The 15,923-nt window shown below is 69.3% G+C and carries 12 protein-coding genes; 2 read left to right on the top strand and 10 right to left on the bottom strand.

Features of this window, described 5'->3' with window-relative positions; translation table 11 throughout:
- Positions 1–127: 127 nt before the first annotated feature.
- The 3 genes from AC5JJ2_RS02340 to AC5JJ2_RS02330 form a co-directional block, all read right to left on the bottom strand.
- Positions 128–1,501, bottom strand: coding sequence for a hypothetical protein (locus AC5JJ2_RS02340; protein WP_495856349.1), 1,374 nt, complete (start codon positions 1,499–1,501; stop codon positions 128–130).
- A gap of 365 nt (positions 1,502–1,866) precedes the next feature.
- Complete coding sequence (locus tag AC5JJ2_RS02335) at positions 1,867–3,000, bottom strand: glutathionylspermidine synthase family protein (RefSeq protein ID WP_495856348.1); 1,134 nt, start codon at positions 2,998–3,000, stop codon at positions 1,867–1,869.
- A 4-nt stretch (positions 3,001–3,004) separates the two neighbouring features.
- Positions 3,005–3,301 (bottom strand): hypothetical protein, encoded by a 297-nt coding sequence (locus tag AC5JJ2_RS02330; protein WP_495856347.1) that lies wholly within the window; start codon positions 3,299–3,301, stop codon positions 3,005–3,007.
- Between the two features lie 286 nt (positions 3,302–3,587).
- On the opposite strand from AC5JJ2_RS02330, the gene AC5JJ2_RS02325 reads away from it, so the two are divergent.
- Both AC5JJ2_RS02325 and AC5JJ2_RS02320 read left to right on the top strand, forming a co-directional pair.
- Positions 3,588–5,783, top strand: a complete 2,196-nt coding sequence (locus tag AC5JJ2_RS02325; RefSeq protein ID WP_495856346.1) for a DUF1549 domain-containing protein — start codon at positions 3,588–3,590, stop codon at positions 5,781–5,783.
- Positions 5,784–6,156: 373 nt separating this feature from the next.
- Positions 6,157–8,232 carry a serine/threonine protein kinase gene (locus AC5JJ2_RS02320; RefSeq protein ID WP_495856345.1) on the top strand — a complete coding sequence of 692 codons (2,076 nt, stop codon included), beginning with the start codon at positions 6,157–6,159 and terminating at the stop codon, positions 8,230–8,232.
- A 121-nt stretch (positions 8,233–8,353) separates the two neighbouring features.
- Here the strand turns inward: AC5JJ2_RS02320 and AC5JJ2_RS02315 are convergent, their stop codons facing one another.
- The 7 genes from AC5JJ2_RS02315 to AC5JJ2_RS02285 all read right to left on the bottom strand — a co-directional run bounded on the left by AC5JJ2_RS02315 (position 8,354) and on the right by AC5JJ2_RS02285 (position 15,744).
- Positions 8,354–9,358: a phosphoglycerate dehydrogenase gene (locus AC5JJ2_RS02315; protein ID WP_495856344.1), complete on the bottom strand. Its 1,005-nt coding sequence runs from the start codon at positions 9,356–9,358 to the stop codon at positions 8,354–8,356.
- 16 nt (positions 9,359–9,374) lie between these two features.
- Positions 9,375–9,674, bottom strand: a complete 300-nt coding sequence (locus tag AC5JJ2_RS02310) for a MazF family transcriptional regulator (RefSeq protein WP_495856343.1) — start codon at positions 9,672–9,674, stop codon at positions 9,375–9,377.
- A gap of 5 nt (positions 9,675–9,679) precedes the next feature.
- Positions 9,680–9,898 carry a hypothetical protein gene (locus AC5JJ2_RS02305; protein WP_495856342.1) on the bottom strand — a complete coding sequence of 73 codons (219 nt, stop codon included), beginning with the start codon at positions 9,896–9,898 and terminating at the stop codon, positions 9,680–9,682.
- 58 nt (positions 9,899–9,956) lie between these two features.
- Entirely contained in the window at positions 9,957–11,726 is a 1,770-nt protein-coding gene (gene ilvB / locus AC5JJ2_RS02300) for a biosynthetic-type acetolactate synthase large subunit (RefSeq protein WP_495856341.1), read from the bottom strand.
- Positions 11,727–11,891: 165 nt separating this feature from the next.
- Positions 11,892–12,377, bottom strand: coding sequence for a hypothetical protein (locus tag AC5JJ2_RS02295; RefSeq protein WP_495856340.1), 486 nt, complete (start codon positions 12,375–12,377; stop codon positions 11,892–11,894).
- 90 nt (positions 12,378–12,467) lie between these two features.
- Positions 12,468–13,592 (bottom strand): DUF1559 family PulG-like putative transporter, encoded by a 1,125-nt coding sequence (locus AC5JJ2_RS02290; protein WP_495856339.1) that lies wholly within the window; start codon positions 13,590–13,592, stop codon positions 12,468–12,470.
- A 178-nt stretch (positions 13,593–13,770) separates the two neighbouring features.
- The gene (locus AC5JJ2_RS02285; protein ID WP_495856338.1) at positions 13,771–15,744 is read right to left on the bottom strand and encodes a protein kinase domain-containing protein; all 1,974 of its coding nucleotides are present in this window, start codon (positions 15,742–15,744) and stop codon (positions 13,771–13,773) included.
- Positions 15,745–15,923: the final 179 nt, after the last annotated feature.

Raw genomic sequence — 15,923 nt, 5'->3', positions numbered from 1 at the left:
ACCCGGGGGACCCGTACGGCCCACACCCTATTGCCGGGGGGGCCTACCGGCTTCCGGGGCCCAACCGGGGGGGGTTTAATTTTGGCCCAAAATGCCCCCCCGACCCCTTTTCGCCACGGAACGCCGTTCACCAATCGCCCTCGTCCATCACCGGCGGCGGGGGCGGGAGCGGCGGGGCCGACTGGAACAACTTCATAAAGAACTCCTGCTTCAACAGCCCCGGCACGGCGGTCGCGTCCGCCCCGACGCCGGCGAAGCTGAACTTGTTCTCCGCCCCCTCGACGGCCTCCCCGTCCGGCGACACGCGGAACACCGGCTTCCACGTCACCTCGCCGGTCGCCGCCACGGTGTAGTTGATCTCGACGTGTGCCTTCTTGTCGTCCGGGTTCTTCACGAACGCGATCAGCTCCTGCCCGACGTACAGGCCCAGCCCGTCGGCCAACTCGGTGCGAATCTGCGTCTCGCGGGCTTCCTTTCCGTCGAAGTCGCTCGTCTCCTTCACGGACATGGACAGGACCGGCTGCGTCGCCTCCCGCAGGCTCTCCAGCACCGCCAGCAGCCCCTCGCGGGCCTTCCCCTGCTCGGCCGGCATCGCGGCCGTCACCTTCGCGATCGGGGCGTCGTACATCGCCGCGAGCAGCTTCTTCGCCTCGTCCCGGTTCGACTTGTTTCGCTCGTCCATCAGGTAGCCGCGGAGGCCCGGCGCGCCGCCGGCCTTCGCCGCGCTGAACGCCCCGTTGTCGCGGGTGGACTTGAAGATCAGGAACCCGACGAGGAACGCCGCCGCGGCCCCGGCGAACGGGACCATGAGCCGGAGCAGCCCGCCGCCGCCGGACTCCTGCCGCGGCTCTTGCGGCATTTGGTCCACCTTGAGGTCCGCGGACCGCGCCGACATCGGGAACCCGCCCTCGACGGCGATGTGCTTCGCCACCCCGCCGAGGTCGGCCGGGTCGAGCTTCTGCCACTTCGGGTCGTCGTGCTCCTCCACGTCCAGGATCGCGTTGTAGAACCGCTCGACGAGTTCCGCCTTTGCGGCGCGGGCTAGCGGGACGAACACCTTGTCGTCCTTGCCGAGGCTGAACAGCACGCCGCCCTGCTTGGCGACGACCTTCTTGAACGCGGCCACCTCCGTCAGCGTGATCTCGTCGCCGGTGACCTGGTAGACGTGGGTGGGGTCGAAGTACGTGAACCGGCCGTAGACCTTGTTCCCCTTGCCCGCGAGGAGTTCGCGGAACCCGAACCACGTCAGCCACCCGCCGAGCATGGCCGTGCCGGCCAGCAGCATGGCGGCGGCGTAGGCGTCCTTGTTCGTGTTGAACGCCCAGATGAACCCGACGAGCGCGACGATCGGCCCGGCCGCGATGGCGACCTTCCCCCACGGGGCGGGGTTCCCCTCGACGTACACGCCGGGGCACTTCTTGCCGGCGTACTTGTGGACGTCGCGGAGGTACTCCTGCGTCTCGTCGTCGAGTTCGCCGTAGGTGCAGGTGATGCGGGTCATGGGAGGACCTACGTTTTGAAGTTCAGGACCGTTTACCTCTTCCGCCGTGCTATCGACCCCAAGATTGCTCTTCGTACCAGACGAAGGCAAAGACCACTACATACGCGATCTCGAGCACGCACAAGATCAGGTGCTTTCGCATCCGTTCTCGGCGGTATTTCAAGGCGTTGCTGACCGCGAACAGTCCGAAAAATGTGGTCCAAAGGATCAGGGCCAAGTACGCCATGTTTTGGCCACCTCGCGATTGCGGGTCGGCATAAGTTTCCGCTGCCCCTCCGGGGCAGAAATCCCGCGCGTTCGTTCCACGGGTTTCACCCGTGGCTACAGTCCGCGGCCCCATCCGGGGCCGAAACCGTGCCGCGTCATCAATCCGTCATCTGGTGCGGGACGAACCGGCTCGTGTTCGTCGTCACGAGGCTGTCGTCCTCGCGGATGCCGAGGCCGCACGACCAGCCGTTGATGACCCAGCTGCCGATCACCGGGAACCGCCCCTCGTAGCTCGGCAGCGGGAACAACTGCTGGTACACCACGTCCCGCGTCACCTGGTACGGGCCTTCCGTTTCCAGAAACGTCTGCCCGCCGCGGACGACGCGGATGTTCGCCCCCTCCCGCGCGTGGATCGGCTTCCGCACGTAGTCCACGCCCGTCGGCTCGTCGAACCACGCCGGCAATAGGTACGGCGAGTCCGGGTTCAACTGGTACAGCAGCGGCAGGATCGACTTGCTGCTCAGGATCATCTTCCACGCCGGCTCCATCCAGCGGGTTTTGCCGTCCAGGATGTTCTGGCCGAAGTTGTCGCGGATCAGCCACTCCCACGGGTAGAGCTTGAACATCCGGTGGATCGGCCGGAACTGCCGGTCCACGAACGTCCGCTGGTTCTTGTCCCAGCCGACCGCTTCGATGTCCAGGTACTCGGTCTTGAACCCGGCCTGGATCGCCGTGTCGCGGAGGTACTCGACGGTGATGTAGTCCTCCACCTCGCCGGCGATGGCCGCGAAGTGGATCGGCGTGTCATCGACCTCGTGAATCTCCTTCCACCCCTCGATCAGCCGCTCGTGGATGCTGTTGAACTGGTCGCCCCGCTCGTCCACGTCCTTGAGCCAGAACCACTGCGCGACGGCCGCCTCGACCAACCCGGTCGGCGTGTCGGCGTTGAACTCCAGCATCTTCGGCGGGCCGACGCCGTCGAACGCCAGGTCGAACCGGCCGTAGATCGACGGGTACTCTTCCTCCCAGCTCTGAACGACCAGGTCCTCGAACTCCGGCGGGATGAGGAACAGGCCGAGCATTTTCTGGTCGATGACGTACTGGACGAGGTTGGTACACATGTCGAACAGGGCGTAGGTGGCCCGCTCGATGGTGTCGATCTCGTACTTCGAGAAGGTGTAACAGGCGGACTCGTCCCAGTACGGCTCGCCGCGGAGGGTGTGGAAGTGGAGGCCGTACTTTTCGACCCGCTCCTGCCAGTTCGGGCGGGGGTCGAGGGGTTGTCGCCGCACGGGGTCAGCCCCCCGCCCCGGCCGCCTTCGCGCCGCCGCCGAACCCGCCGCGGGACACGCCGCCGACGGCCGGGGACCGGCCCGCGCCGCCGGAGTAGACCGGGCTGTGGACCCAGACCATCACGAACCCCGGCCGGTAGTGGTAGCGGCCGGACGAGTCGCGTTCGCCGCCGCCGACGCGCTCCGCGGCCTGCTCGTCGGCCTTCGCCTCCATGTCCGGGGATTTCGCGAGGAAGTACCCGGCCGTGAGGATACTCGCGCCGAGGAGGACGAGCGAGAAGTCGCGGGTCATGCGGGTCATGACAGGCCCCAGGCGGCGGGAGGCGGCGGTTCGGGTGGTGATGAGAATTTACCGCGTCGCGGGCAAAAATGCAATCAGGAAGATACACCCGACTTCCGAAGTCCGGCTTCGACTTCGGAAGTCGAAGGGGAGGAGCGGCGGTTGCCGTCTCCGCGAAGGCTTCTGCGCCGCATCGACTTCCGAAGTCGAAGCCGGACTTCGGAAGTCAGTCGCTGAACAGTCCTTGCTCGGACATTAACGGTCGATTAAATTCAACGTGTCGATTCCCACCCCGCCGGCCCTTCCCATGCTCCGCGCTCTCCTCGCGTCCCTCCTGCTCGCCGCCCCCGCGTCCGCCGCGCCGTCGTTCCTGAACGAGGTCGTGCCCCTGCTGACGAAGGCCGGGTGCAACCAGGGCGCGTGCCACGGCAAGGGTTCCGGCCAGAACGGGTTCCGCCTCTCGCTCCGCGGGTACGCCCCGGACCAGGACCACCGGTCGCTCACCCGCGAGTTCGACGGCCGCCGCATCGACACGGCCGACCCGGACGCCAGCCTGCTGCTACGGAAGGCGACCGGCCTCGCCCCGCACGAGGGCGGGAAGCTGTTCGGCGTCGCGTCGCCGGAGTACCGCCTCCTCCGCGACTGGCTCGCCGCCGGCGCGCCGGGGCCGATCAAGGATTCGCCGAAGTTGACGAAACTGGAAGTTTCCCCGGACGCGAAGACGCTCAAGCCGGGCGACGCGGTGCAGCTGGCCGTGACGGCCACGTTCGCCGACGGCACCCGAACCGACGTGACGTGGCTCGCGAAGTTCGACTCGAACGACGCCGCGTTCCTGACCGTGTCCCCGACCGGCCTCGTCACCGCGCGGCGGAACGGGGCCACGGCCGTGCGGGTGATGTACCAGTCGGAAGTCGCCGTCGCCGTGTTCGCGATGCCGTTCGACCGGCCGGTCGATGCGGCCCGCTTCGTGGCGAAGAACAACGCCATCGACGAGCACGTCTTCGCGAAACTCGCGGAGTTGCGGATCGAGCCGTCCGACCTTTGCACGGACGCCGCGTTCGTCCGCCGCGTCTGGCTCGACGCCGCCGGGGCGCTGCCGACGCCGGAGCGGGTGAGGGCGTTCCTCGCCGACCCGGCCACGGACAAGCGCTCCAAGCTGATCGACGAGGTGCTGGCGTCGCCGGAGTTCACGGACTACTGGGCGCTGCAGCTCGGCGACCTGTTCCAGAACCGTAAGGAGCGGGACCACGACGTGCGCGGCGTGAAGGGCGTCCGGCAGTTCCACGCCTGGATTCGCAAGCAGGTCGCGGACAACCGGCCGTGGGACGCGATCGCCCGCGACGTGCTCTTGGCGAAGGGCACGACCACGGACGCGCCGGCCGTTGGTTATTACATCGTCACCGTCGGCGAGCACCGGCACCCTGAGCAGTCGGAGGTCGGCGAGTCGGTCGCGCAGGCGTTCCTGGGGACCCGCATCGGCTGCGCGAAGTGCCACAACCACCCGCTGGAGCGGTACACGCAGGACGACTTCTACCACTTCGCCGCGTTCTTCAGCCGGGTGAAGCTCGACCGCAAGGAAGCCAAGTCCGGCGAGCCGACGACGCTCCGCGTCAGCCACCCGGACGCGAACGCGAACAAGAACCCGGTCGGCACGACGCAGCCGCGGACCGGGCAGTTCCTGCGGCCGCAGCCGCTCGACCGCACGGCCGCGGACGTGCAGCCGACGGACGACCCTCGCGAGAAGTTAGTCGCGTGGGTCACGAACCCGGACAATGCGTACTTCAGCGGCGCGATGGTCAACCGCGTCTGGAAGCATTACCTCGGCGTCGGCCTCGTCGAGCCGGTGGACGACCTGCGGGCGACGAACCCGCCGACCGTCCCGGCGCTGTGGGCGGTGCTCAAGGCCGAGTTCGTGGCGAAGAAGTTCGACCTCCGCCACCTCATGCGGCTGGTGCTGAACTCGCGGACGTACCAACTGAGCAGCGCGACGCGGCCGACGAACGAGACGGATTCGCGGTTCTACTCGCACTACTACGCCCGCCGGCTGCCCGCCGAGGTACTGCACGACGCCATCGGCGACGCCGTCGGCGTCCCGGACCGGCTGGACGGCTACCCGGTCGGCATGAAGGCGGTGCAGGTCGCGGACCCGAACCTGAACTCGTCGTTCCTCCGCATGTTCGGCCGGTCCGACCGGGTGACGGCCTGCGCCTGCGAGCGCGGCGGCGACGTGACGCTCCCGCAGCTCTTGCACCTGCAGAACAACGAGGGGTTGCAGAGCCGCATCACGACCGCGGCCGGGTGGGTCTACTCGACGCTGGCGAAGGAGAAGGACGACGATGTCGTGCTGACGGCGCTGTTCCTGCGGACGTTGTCCCGCCAGCCACGGACGGATGAGCGGGCGGCAGTGAAGAAGCTGCTGGCCGCCGGCGAGAAGCGGCACGACGTGTTCGCCGACCTCATGTGGGCGCTGCTGAACTCGAAAGAGTTCGCGTTCAACCATTGACCGGTTTTCAGGCTGAAAGCCTGGGAGCGCTCAGCCCAGGGCAACGCCCTGGGCGCGGGAGGTTGCCGCCGCTTGTGAGATCGCCGCTCGCAGGCTTTCAGCCTGCCTGGCGCGGGTGGCCGTCCCACCCAGGGCGGCGTCGCTCCGCTCCTTGCCCTGGGCTAACTTCTCCCACCCCTTCGGGGTGAAAGCCAAAAGCGCGCTCCGCCGCCTGAATCCTCCCGCGCCGCCGGAATCGTCCCTTGCGCAGCTTCCCGCCGGCAACCCGCCGGCCGCTGATTTTCGACTCATCTCTCTGTATCTCCCGACGCGGCGCGGATTTCTGAAGTAGGTTTGAATGGTTCCGCATCCGCCCTCGAACGCCCGCAGAGTCATGGTGCCCACCCAGACCACGGCCCTCGCCCTGGACGACTACCAGTACGCCAAGAGTCCCGGCTACGAGCCGCTGCCCGGCTACCGCGTCATCGAGCCGCTCGGCCACGGCGGGTTCGGCGAGGTCTGGCTGTGCGAGGCCCCCGGCGGCCTCCACAAGGCCGTCAAGTTCGTCGCCCCCGACACCGAGGGGACCGGCAACACGTCGCTGAAGCAAGAGTACGAAGCCTTCCAGACGATCAAGACCATCCGCCACCCGTTCCTGCTGACGCTCGAACGGGTCGAGTTGGTGGACGGCGAACTCGTCATGGTCATGGAACTGGCCGACGCCCACCTGGAGCACCGGTACGTCGAGTGCCGGGCCGCCGGGCTGCCGGGCATCCCGCGGCCGGAGCTGCTCGGCTACCTGTCGGACGCGGCCGAGGCGCTGGACCACATCAGCCACAAGTACGGCCTCCAGCACCTGGACGTGAAGCCGGCGAACCTGTTCCTGCTCAGCGGGCACGTCAAGGTCGGCGACTACGGCCTCGTCGCCCGGCTGACGGCCGGCGGCGGCACGAACCCGATGCTCAACCGCGGCATGACGCCGAAGTACGTCGCCCCGGAAGTCCTCCGCGGCCAGGTCCACCTGCGGTCGGACGAGTACAGCCTCGCCCTCGTCTACCAGGAGCTGATGACCGGCACGTTCCCGTACGTCGCGCGGTCGGCGCAGCAGATGATGCTGGCGCACGTCTCGTCCGCCCCGCTGCTCGGCGGCCTGCCGCCGGCCGACCAGCCGGTCGTGGCGAAGGCGCTGGCGAAGAACCCGGCCGACCGCTACCCGTCGTGCCTGGCGTTCGTGCAAGCGCTGATCGCGGCGACCGTACCGGAGTTGAACCAGGCCGAGACGCTGCCGCCGATGGACACGCGATTCACCCGGCCGCCCGGCCCGGTGGCGGACCAGGCGACGGACCAAATGGTGCAACCGCCGATGGACTCGCTGCCGCCGGGCTGGATGCCGCCGCGGCAGCAGACGCCGGCCCGCCCGCCGTCGCTCGTCGGCGTGCCGTCGCAGGCGCTGAACACGACCATCTCCCAGCCCGGCCTCGGTTCGCAAACCGTCCCGGCGGAGCGGCGGCCGGACCCGATGCCGGCCCTCCGCACCGTCGGCCAGCGGCCGGCGGCAAGCCCGTCCGGCCCGATCGCGGGACCGCCCCGCCCGGCCCCGCGGCCGGCCCCCAAGACCGAGTGCTTCGACCCGCCGGACCCGGTGGAACTCGCGGCCGCCCCGGCCCTGCAGGGGGTGAAGCTGCCCGGCATCCGGTCGGTCGTCACCGTGTCCGCGCTGCAGGGGTTCGACGCCCCGCAGTCGGTCCTGTGGGCGGACCAGATCATCGAGGCGGTGCTGGCGAAGGCCGCGGCCGGCGCGAACCCGCCGAAGATGCCCGGCGAGATCGGCCGCCGGACGGACGGCACGTTCGTCAGCCGGTTCCCGACCACGATGGCCGCGTCCATGCTCCGGACGAAGTGCGAGCCGATGGTCGAGGCCGGGTGGTTCGACCAGATCGAGCAGCCGGACAGGCACACCTACGTCCTCCGCCAGTACATGCAGACCGGCGGCCTGTGGAGCCGGCTGGCCGGGGCGAAGAAGGCCGGGCTGGAACTGACCGTCCACTGGCCGACGAGCCGCGGGTGCGGCGAGGTCGAGCTGTTCGGCAAGCTGTTCGGCGACCCGACGGCCGTGTTCGTCCGCGACTCGATCGAGGTCATCCCGCAGCTGATGGAAGAACTCCGGACGGCGTTCCAGAACGTCGAGGACCGCCGCAAGACGCCGCGGCTGCCGACGGACATGCCGGTGACGCTCTACCCGGTCGGCGACGACGGCTCGATCCAGCCGGTGGTGACCGCGCGGTGCCTGGACGTGTCCGCCGGCGGCCTGGGGTGCTACGCGCTGACGCCGCCGACCTCCCGGTACTGCTTCGCCGCGTTCCAGGGGTGCGGCATCGCCGACGGCATGGCCGTGCTGGTCCGGCTGCTCCGCGTGTTCTTCAACGGCCAGCAGCACGTCATCTGCGGCAAGTTCCGGACGGACTTGTAGTCGGCTGACTTCCGAAGTCCGGCTTCGACTTCGGAAGTCGATCCCGCGCGGGGACGTTCCTTCCCGGTCTGCGCGTATTCGGCCCCGCTCGACTTCCGAAGTCGAAGCCGGACTTCGGAAGTCAGGCAGTCGAACGGCCCCACCGGAACCGCTCCCGCACCGCCGGGTTCACGACCTTCTCCTCCGGCCACTCGCCCTTCCAGATCGACGCGATCGCCTCGGCCGCGCTCCGCGCCATGTCGTCGAGTGATCGCGTGTCCACCCCGGCCGCGTGCGGCGTCAGCAACACGTTCTCGAACGCGAACAGCGGGTGGCCCGCCGGCGGCGGCTCTTCCTCCAGCACGTCCAGTACCGCGCCCGCCAGCTCCCCCGCCGTCAGCGCCGCGACGAGCGCGTTCTCGTCCACTAGCCCGCCGCGGGACGTGTTCACCAGCACGGCCGACGGCTTCATCGCCGCGAACGCGGCCGCGTTCATGACGTGCCGCGTCCCCAGCGTCAGCGGCAGGTGCAGCGACAGGAAGTCGCTCGCCGCGAGCAACTCGGGGAACGACACGAGTTGGATCTGGTACGCGGCCGCGAACGTCGCGTCCGGCAGCGGGTCGTAGGCGACGACCCGCATCCCGAACGCCGCGGCCCGCGTCGCGACGGCCCTGCCGATCCGCCCCAGGCCGGCGAGGCCGAGCGTCGTCCCGCGGAGGGGCAAGCTGAAGTGCCGCGGCCACCCGCCGGCCCGGATCAGGTTCGTCCGCGGGACGACGTGCCGGGTGAACCCCAACATCAGCGCGAAGACGTGCTCGGCGACCGACTCCTGGTTCGTGCCGGGGGCGGTGCAGACGGCGACGCCGGCGGCGGTGGCGGCGGCCGTGTCCACGGAATCGAACCCGACGCCGACGCGGGCGACGACTTTCAACCGCGGGTGGAGCGCGAACAGCTCGGCCGTGTACGCCTCCGACCCGGCGATGGTCGCCTCGACGCCGTGGAGGAGCGTCCGCATCTCGGCGGGCGTGAGGATGTTCGCGTCCGCCGGCGGCGGGACCGCGAGCGTGAGGCCGGCGGCGGCGAGCACGTCCTGGAACCGCGGGGCGAACGCCGCGACCTCGCGCGGCGTGACGAGCACGGTGGGCATGGTTTTCGAGCTTGGGTCAGGGCTTGAGGAGTTTGATAACCGCGTCGCGGACACGGTCGAACCCGGCGGGCGTCAATACGCCCACCGACCGGACGATCAGGCCCTCGCTCATTGTGAACAACTTACCGGGTCTCGCGTAACTCGCCACCAGCAGGCCGCCGGATGCGAAGTCGGGCGCGCCCAACATGATCGCGCTTGAGTCGCCGTAGGCGTTGCTCGTGACCTGGCAGAGAACGACATCGCCCCGCCCGGCGTCGGCGAGACACACGGCGGGGCGGACTTTCGTTTGCGACAGGTCGGAGAACGGAAAGGGCACGAGGACTACTTCCCCGGCTGCAGGTGCTGCCACGCGGCGTCCTCCTCCGGCCGGTTCCAGCCCTCCGCGAGCGACTTCTCGGACAGTAGGGCCGTCTCATTCGGAGTGTCGGCCGGCTCGTCGAGGATTGTCACGAGGACGCGACGGCGTCCGTCAACGCGAACCCCGCTCGGTAGGTGAACGCGGCCGGAGGCATCGACGACGGCTTCGACGGTCTGGATCATGGCACGGACTCCGCGTGCGACCCGTTGGGTCGCACGCTAACCGGGTGGCGCGGCCGCCTCACGCCTTGATGATGTCCTTCACCGTCATCCCGCTCGGGATCATCGGCAGCACGTGCTCCTGGTGCGGGACGTGGACGTCCAGCACATACGCCCCCTTGCTCTCGATCATCTCCACCAGCGCTTCATCAAGGTCCTTCTTGTCCCACACCGTCTTCGCGCTCACGCCGAAGCCCTTCGCCACCGTCACGAAGTCCGGGAACGGGGCCGCGTCGTCGCCGGCCCCCAGGTACGTGTGGCCGCGGTTGCTGCCGAAGAACCGGTCCTCCCACTGCACCACCATCCCCAGGTGCTGGTTGTTCAACAGCAACACCTTCGCCGGAATCTTCTCCGTGTAGCAGCAGGCCAGCTCCTGGATGTTCATCAGGAAGCTGCCGTCGCCGTCGATGTCGATGCACAGGTGGTCCGGGTGCGCCACCTGTGCCCCCATCGCCGCCGGCAGCCCGAACCCCATCGTGCCGAGGCCGCCGCTCGTCACCCACTTCCGCGGCTTCGTGAACGGGAAGTATTGCGCGGCGAACATCTGGTGCTGGCCGACCCCGGTGCTGAGGATTGTCTTGTCCAGTTGGCCCCGCTCCTTCAGGATTTCGTGCAGCCGCTTGATCGCGTACTGCGGCAGGATGCGGCCCTGGCCGGGTTCCGTGTACTTCATCGGCTCCGTTTCCCGCCACTCGTCGATCTGGCGGAACCATTCCGTGTACCGCCCGCCGCCGGTCAGGTCCACGTGCGCCGGCTCCTTCAGCATCGCGTTCAGGTCTTCGAGCGCGAGCTTCAGGTCGCCGTGGACGGGGACGTGCGCGACCTTGTTCTTGTGAATCTCCGACTTGTCGATGTCGATGTGGACGATCTTCCCGTGCTTCGCGAACTCCGACAGCTTGCCGGTCACCCGGTCGTCGAAGCGCACGCCGAACGCGAGCAGCAGGTCGGCGTCGTTCACCGCGTAGTTGCTGTAGACCGTGCCGTGCATGCCGAGCATTTGCAGGCAGAGGTAGTGGTCGGCCGGGAAGTTGCCGATGCCGTGCAGCGTCAGCGCGACCGGGATGCCGGTGCTGATGGCGAACTTCGTCAGCGCGTCGGCCCCGCCGCTCGTGGAGACGCCGCCCCCGGCGTAGATGATCGGCTTCTTGCTCTGGCGGATCGCTTGCAGGATCGGCTCGAGTTCCTTCCGCGGCGGCCGGCGGGTCGGCTTGTAGCCGGGCAGGTTCATCGGGGCGTCCCAGTCCGGCACGATCTGTTTGACCTGCACGTCCTTCGGCATGTCGATCAGCACCGGCCCCGGCCGGCCGCTCTCGGCGATGTGGAACGCCTCCTTCATCACCCGCGTGATGTCCTCCGTGCGGGTGACGAGGTAGTGGTGCTTGGTGATGCCGCGGCAGATTTCCACCATCGGCGTTTCCTGGAACGCGTCGTTGCCGAGGACGGCGGTGGACACCTGCCCGGTGATGGCGATCATCGGCACGCTGTCCATCTTCGCGTCGGCGATGCACGTGACGAAGTTCGTCGCGCCCGGCCCGGACGTGCTGAAGCAGACGCCGGCCTTGCCGGTGGTGCGGGCGTACCCGTGGGCCATGAACCCGCCCCCCTGCTCGTGCCGGGGGAGGATGGTGCGGAGCCTGTCGGTGACCTTGGTGAGCGACTGGTGGATCGGCATGGACGCGCCGCCGGGGTAGGCGAAGACGACTTCGACCCCGTGCCGGATGAGGCTCTGAACGAGGATGTCGGCCCCGTTCATCTTCTCGGCGGTGGGGGCGGGAGTGCGTGCGTCGGCCATGGTCGGTCACCGGGGGTCGAAGGAGAGAAAAAACGTTCGTGGTTTACTATATCGCGCGAATTGCGGCCGGGGAGGTAACGCGCCGCGGAACGCGGAGCGGGAGCGTCGGGGTGTGCGCGATACACACCCCGACGCTCCCGCTCCGCGTTCAACGGACGTTGGCGGTCAGTTCTTCGTCTTGATGTCGAAGTCGAAGGCGTTCTGCGCGCCGGCCGCGACCTCGCGGACGTGCTTGCTGGCCGTGTTCCACTCGGCCGGGAGCGTTTCCTGCTCGTCGAGCGGGGAGTCGATCGGCATCCCCCCGCCGCCGGAGCCGGGCGGTCCCTTCTCGGCGTAGCCCTTCAGCTGGGCGTCCATCATGGCCTTCGCCTGCGGGTTCATGGCCTTGGCGGCCGCGGCCTTCCGGCGGGCCGAGATCGCGACCTTGTTCGCCCCGACGATGGCTTGGCCGGCGTACTTGCCGTCCACGATCTCGGCCTGGGTCGGCGGCCGGCCGTCGGACGTGAACGTGATCGTGCCCTTGTCCAGCGGCTTGCCGTTGACGGTGATCGTGCCGGACACGTTCGTGTAGACGGGGCCTTTGTTCCCGTCGCAGCCGGCCGGCCCGGCGGCCAACCCGGCCGCGAGGGCGTAAAGGAGAATGCGGTTCATGGTGGTTCGGGGGTGAGGGGGAGGGGAACGAGAAACCCCTGGGGCCGGGTCGGCCGGCCCCAGGGGCGGGGGTGGTCGCGGCGGCCGCGGTCAGTCGATGCCGTTGAGGACGGCCCCCTCGTCGCGGGTGGCGAAGTTGGCCAGCGGGACCAGCGCGACGGAGTCGCGGAGGTAGCGGACCGACCCGTCGCCGACGGCGACGACGACGCCGCCGGTGTGGGCGGAGTTCAGCGGGACGTTCGCCTTCTCGCTGCCCCACCCGGCCCCGGTCACGCCGCTCCCGTTGACCCCCCGGTCGAACGCCCGCTCGTTGATCCGGTACCGGATCGTGGTGAAGTTGTGGGCGCGGGCGTCGGCCCAGTTGAACATCGGCTGGGCGTTTCCGGCCGCGTCCCGGCCGCCGGCGTTGTTGCCGCGGAGGATGCCGTTGCACGTCGCCGTGATCTCGCAGTCCCCGGCCCGCGTCAGTTGCCCGCTCGGCTCCCGGAAGAACAGGTAGTTCGCCTCCTCGGAGATCATCATCGTGTTGCTCAGCCCGTCGGTCACGGAGGCCACGGTGATCCGGTTGAACCCGGGGACGATGATCCCGCCCCAGGCCGTGTTGCCGTGGTCTGCGGACCAGCTCGCCGTCCCGGTGTTCCGCCGCTCGCGGAACGCCGTCGTGCCGTCGATCTGGTCCACGGCCCCGGCGATGGCGACGTAACTGCTCCGGGTGATCTGCCGGTCCGGGATGTTGTTCCCGTTGTTCACCAGCGGCGGCCGCGGGTCGGACGGGCACCGCATCACGGTAATGAGCGCCTGGGTGCTCACGTCCACGTTGTTCCGGGCGGAACTGCCCGCCGCGCCGCCGGCCGTGTTCGTCCACCCGGAGTCGCCGCGGAACGTGTACCGGCTGAACAGCGCGCCCTGCTCGATGAACGGCAGCACGTACGGGATCCAGCACGACCCCTCGCCCGCCTGGTCGAACGGCCCCGGCGACAGCGGCCGGCCGTCGGCCACGCCGGCGGTCGGGAAGAACCCGTTCGTGTCGTGGTAGTTGTGCGTGGCCAACCCGAGCTGCTTCAGGTTGTTCGTACACTTCGCGCGGGCGGCGGCCTCGCGGACCTTCTGGACGGCCGGCAGCAGCAGGCCGATCAGGATCGCGATGATCGCGATCACGACCAGCAGCTCGATCAGGGTGAACGCCGGCCGACCTCGGGAGAGACGGTTCGACATGACCAAACCTCGAAGGATAGGAAAGGGCGAGAAAAGAACGGGGCGAATGAGTCCGGAGCGCGAGCTAATCACATCTTAATCTTTTGGCGGGGGAATGTTCAACTGCAACCGCCGGATTTGTCCGAATGGCGGTACGGGCGTCCGGTCCTGCCGGGGAGGCGCGGAAGAAGCGCGAGTCCTACTCCTTCATCGGCCCGACGCTGCCGCCGTCCCACACGACGCGGCACTCCGGGCGGGCCGCGGCCAGGGCCGCGACGCCGGCGGCCGTCACCTTCGTCTGCTTCACCTCCACCAGCCGGAGGGCCGGCCGCCCGGCCAGTTCCGTCAGCCCGGCGTCCGTCACGGCCGTGTCGTTCAGTTCGACCCGCGACAGCTGCCGGCAGTTCTTGAACGACTTCAGCCCCGCGTCCGTCACCTTCGTGCCGTACAGCCACACCTCGCGGAGGTCCGGGAACCCCTCGAACGGCTTCAGGCCCGCGTCCGTGACCGGGGTGGCGGCGAGGTTGATAACGGTCAGCGACCGGCAGTCCTTGAACGTGGCCACGCCGGCGTCCGTGACCGCCGTCCCGGAGAGGCCGAGGACGAACAACCGCTTGCCGTCCTTGAAGTGGGCCAGCCCCGCGTCCGTGACCGGCGTGCCCTCGAGCTTGAGTTCCAGGAGGTTCGTGCAGCCGGCGAACGCGGCCAGGTTCTGGTCCGTCGCCGCCGCGTTGCCCTCCAGCTTCACGAACGTCAGCTCGAAGTCGCCGGCCGGCAGGCCGGCGGCGGCCGTGACGTCCGTCAGCGTCCCGTTCACCCGCACCGTCCCGCCGACGGAGATCGCCCACGTCGCGGCCCGGCGGTCCGGCGACTGCTCGACCGGCGGCGGGGCCGGCGGCTTCGACTTCACGACCGCCGGCCGCTCGACCGGCTTCTCCGGCGGCTTGCCCGTCGTCTCCTTGACGGGGGGCGGCTTGAGCGCGGACGATAGCACGACCAGGACGACGATGAGTAGGATCGCGGAGACGCCGGCCCACGCCAGCCGCCCGCGGCGGCGGTCGGCGACCGTGGCGGCGGTCCGGGACGCGGCCAGGACCGTCGGCTCCTCGTCGAGGTGCGCGAACGCGCTCTCCGCCTGCTCCGGGACCGGGATCGGCACGGGGACCACGTTCGTTCCCGTGCCGCTGTCGGCCACGCCGCCCGGCCGGGGTTGGTCGCGGCGGTCCGCGGCCTTCAGTCGGGTCAGCACCTCGTCGGCCGACGCCGGCCGGGCGGCCGGGTCCTTCCGCAGCAGGTCCGTCACCAGTTCCGCGACCGCGTCCGGGACCTGCGGGTTCAGTTCCCGGATCGGCGGCGGGTTTTTCGTGCCGAGGGCCATGAGGACGGCCATCGTCGAGTCGCCGGGGAACGGCAACTGGCCGGCGAGCAGCCGGTAGAGCACGACGCCGAGGCTGAACAGGTCGGCCCGGTGGTCGGTCGGCTTCCCCTCCGCCTGCTCCGGGGCCATGTAGGCGGGCGTGCCGAGGACCGCCCCCGCGTGCGTCAGCTCCGGCCCGGCGTCCTGCATCGGCTTCGCGAGGCCGAAGTCCAGAATCTTCACCCGGCCGTTCGGCGCTTCGAGCCAGATGTTCGCCGGCTTGATGTCCCGGTGGATGAGGCCCCGCTTGTGGGCGGCGCTCAGCCCGGCGGCGACCTCCCGGCCGACGCGGACCGCCTGCGCTAGGCCGATCGGCTTCTTCTGCCGGAGGTAGTCGAACAGCGGCATCCCCTGGAGGTACTCCATGGCGATGAACGGGACGCCGCCGACCTCGTCGGCCTCGTAGACGGTGACGATGTGGTCGTGCTTGATCCCGGCCGTGACGCGGGCCTCGCGGAGGAACCGCTCCTTCGCCTCGGCGTTGTCCGCGTACCGGGGGAGCATGACCTTGATCGCGAGCTTCCGCTTCAGCTTCTCGTCGTAGGCGAGGTAGACGGACCCCATGCCGCCGCGGCCGATCTCCTTGAGGACGGAGAACTTGCCGAGCGTGCCGATCTCGTCGGCCGTCCGCGGCGGGCCGAACCCGGCGGCCGTATCGTGGCCGGCCGCGGCGTCCGGCACGGTCTCCGGCGACCGCTGGTCGGCCGCGGTGGCGTTCAGTTCGGATTCCGCCTTCGACTGGATCGGGTCCGTCATTCCTCGCACCTTTGCGGGAAGTCCTCGTGCGACGTGGTGGCGATTGGATAAGCGTATCCGACGGCAGCGGGCGAACCAAGAGCGCACCGGCTGGGCGCGTCTTGTAGGGCGGGTCAAGGCTTTGCGCCGACCCGCCGCCGCGCCCCGGCCGGCTCGGCGGTTCTCCGAGTGGTTGCGGT

Source organism: Limnoglobus sp. (assembly GCF_059499385.1).
This window is presented reverse-complemented; position numbering and strand designations above follow the sequence as displayed.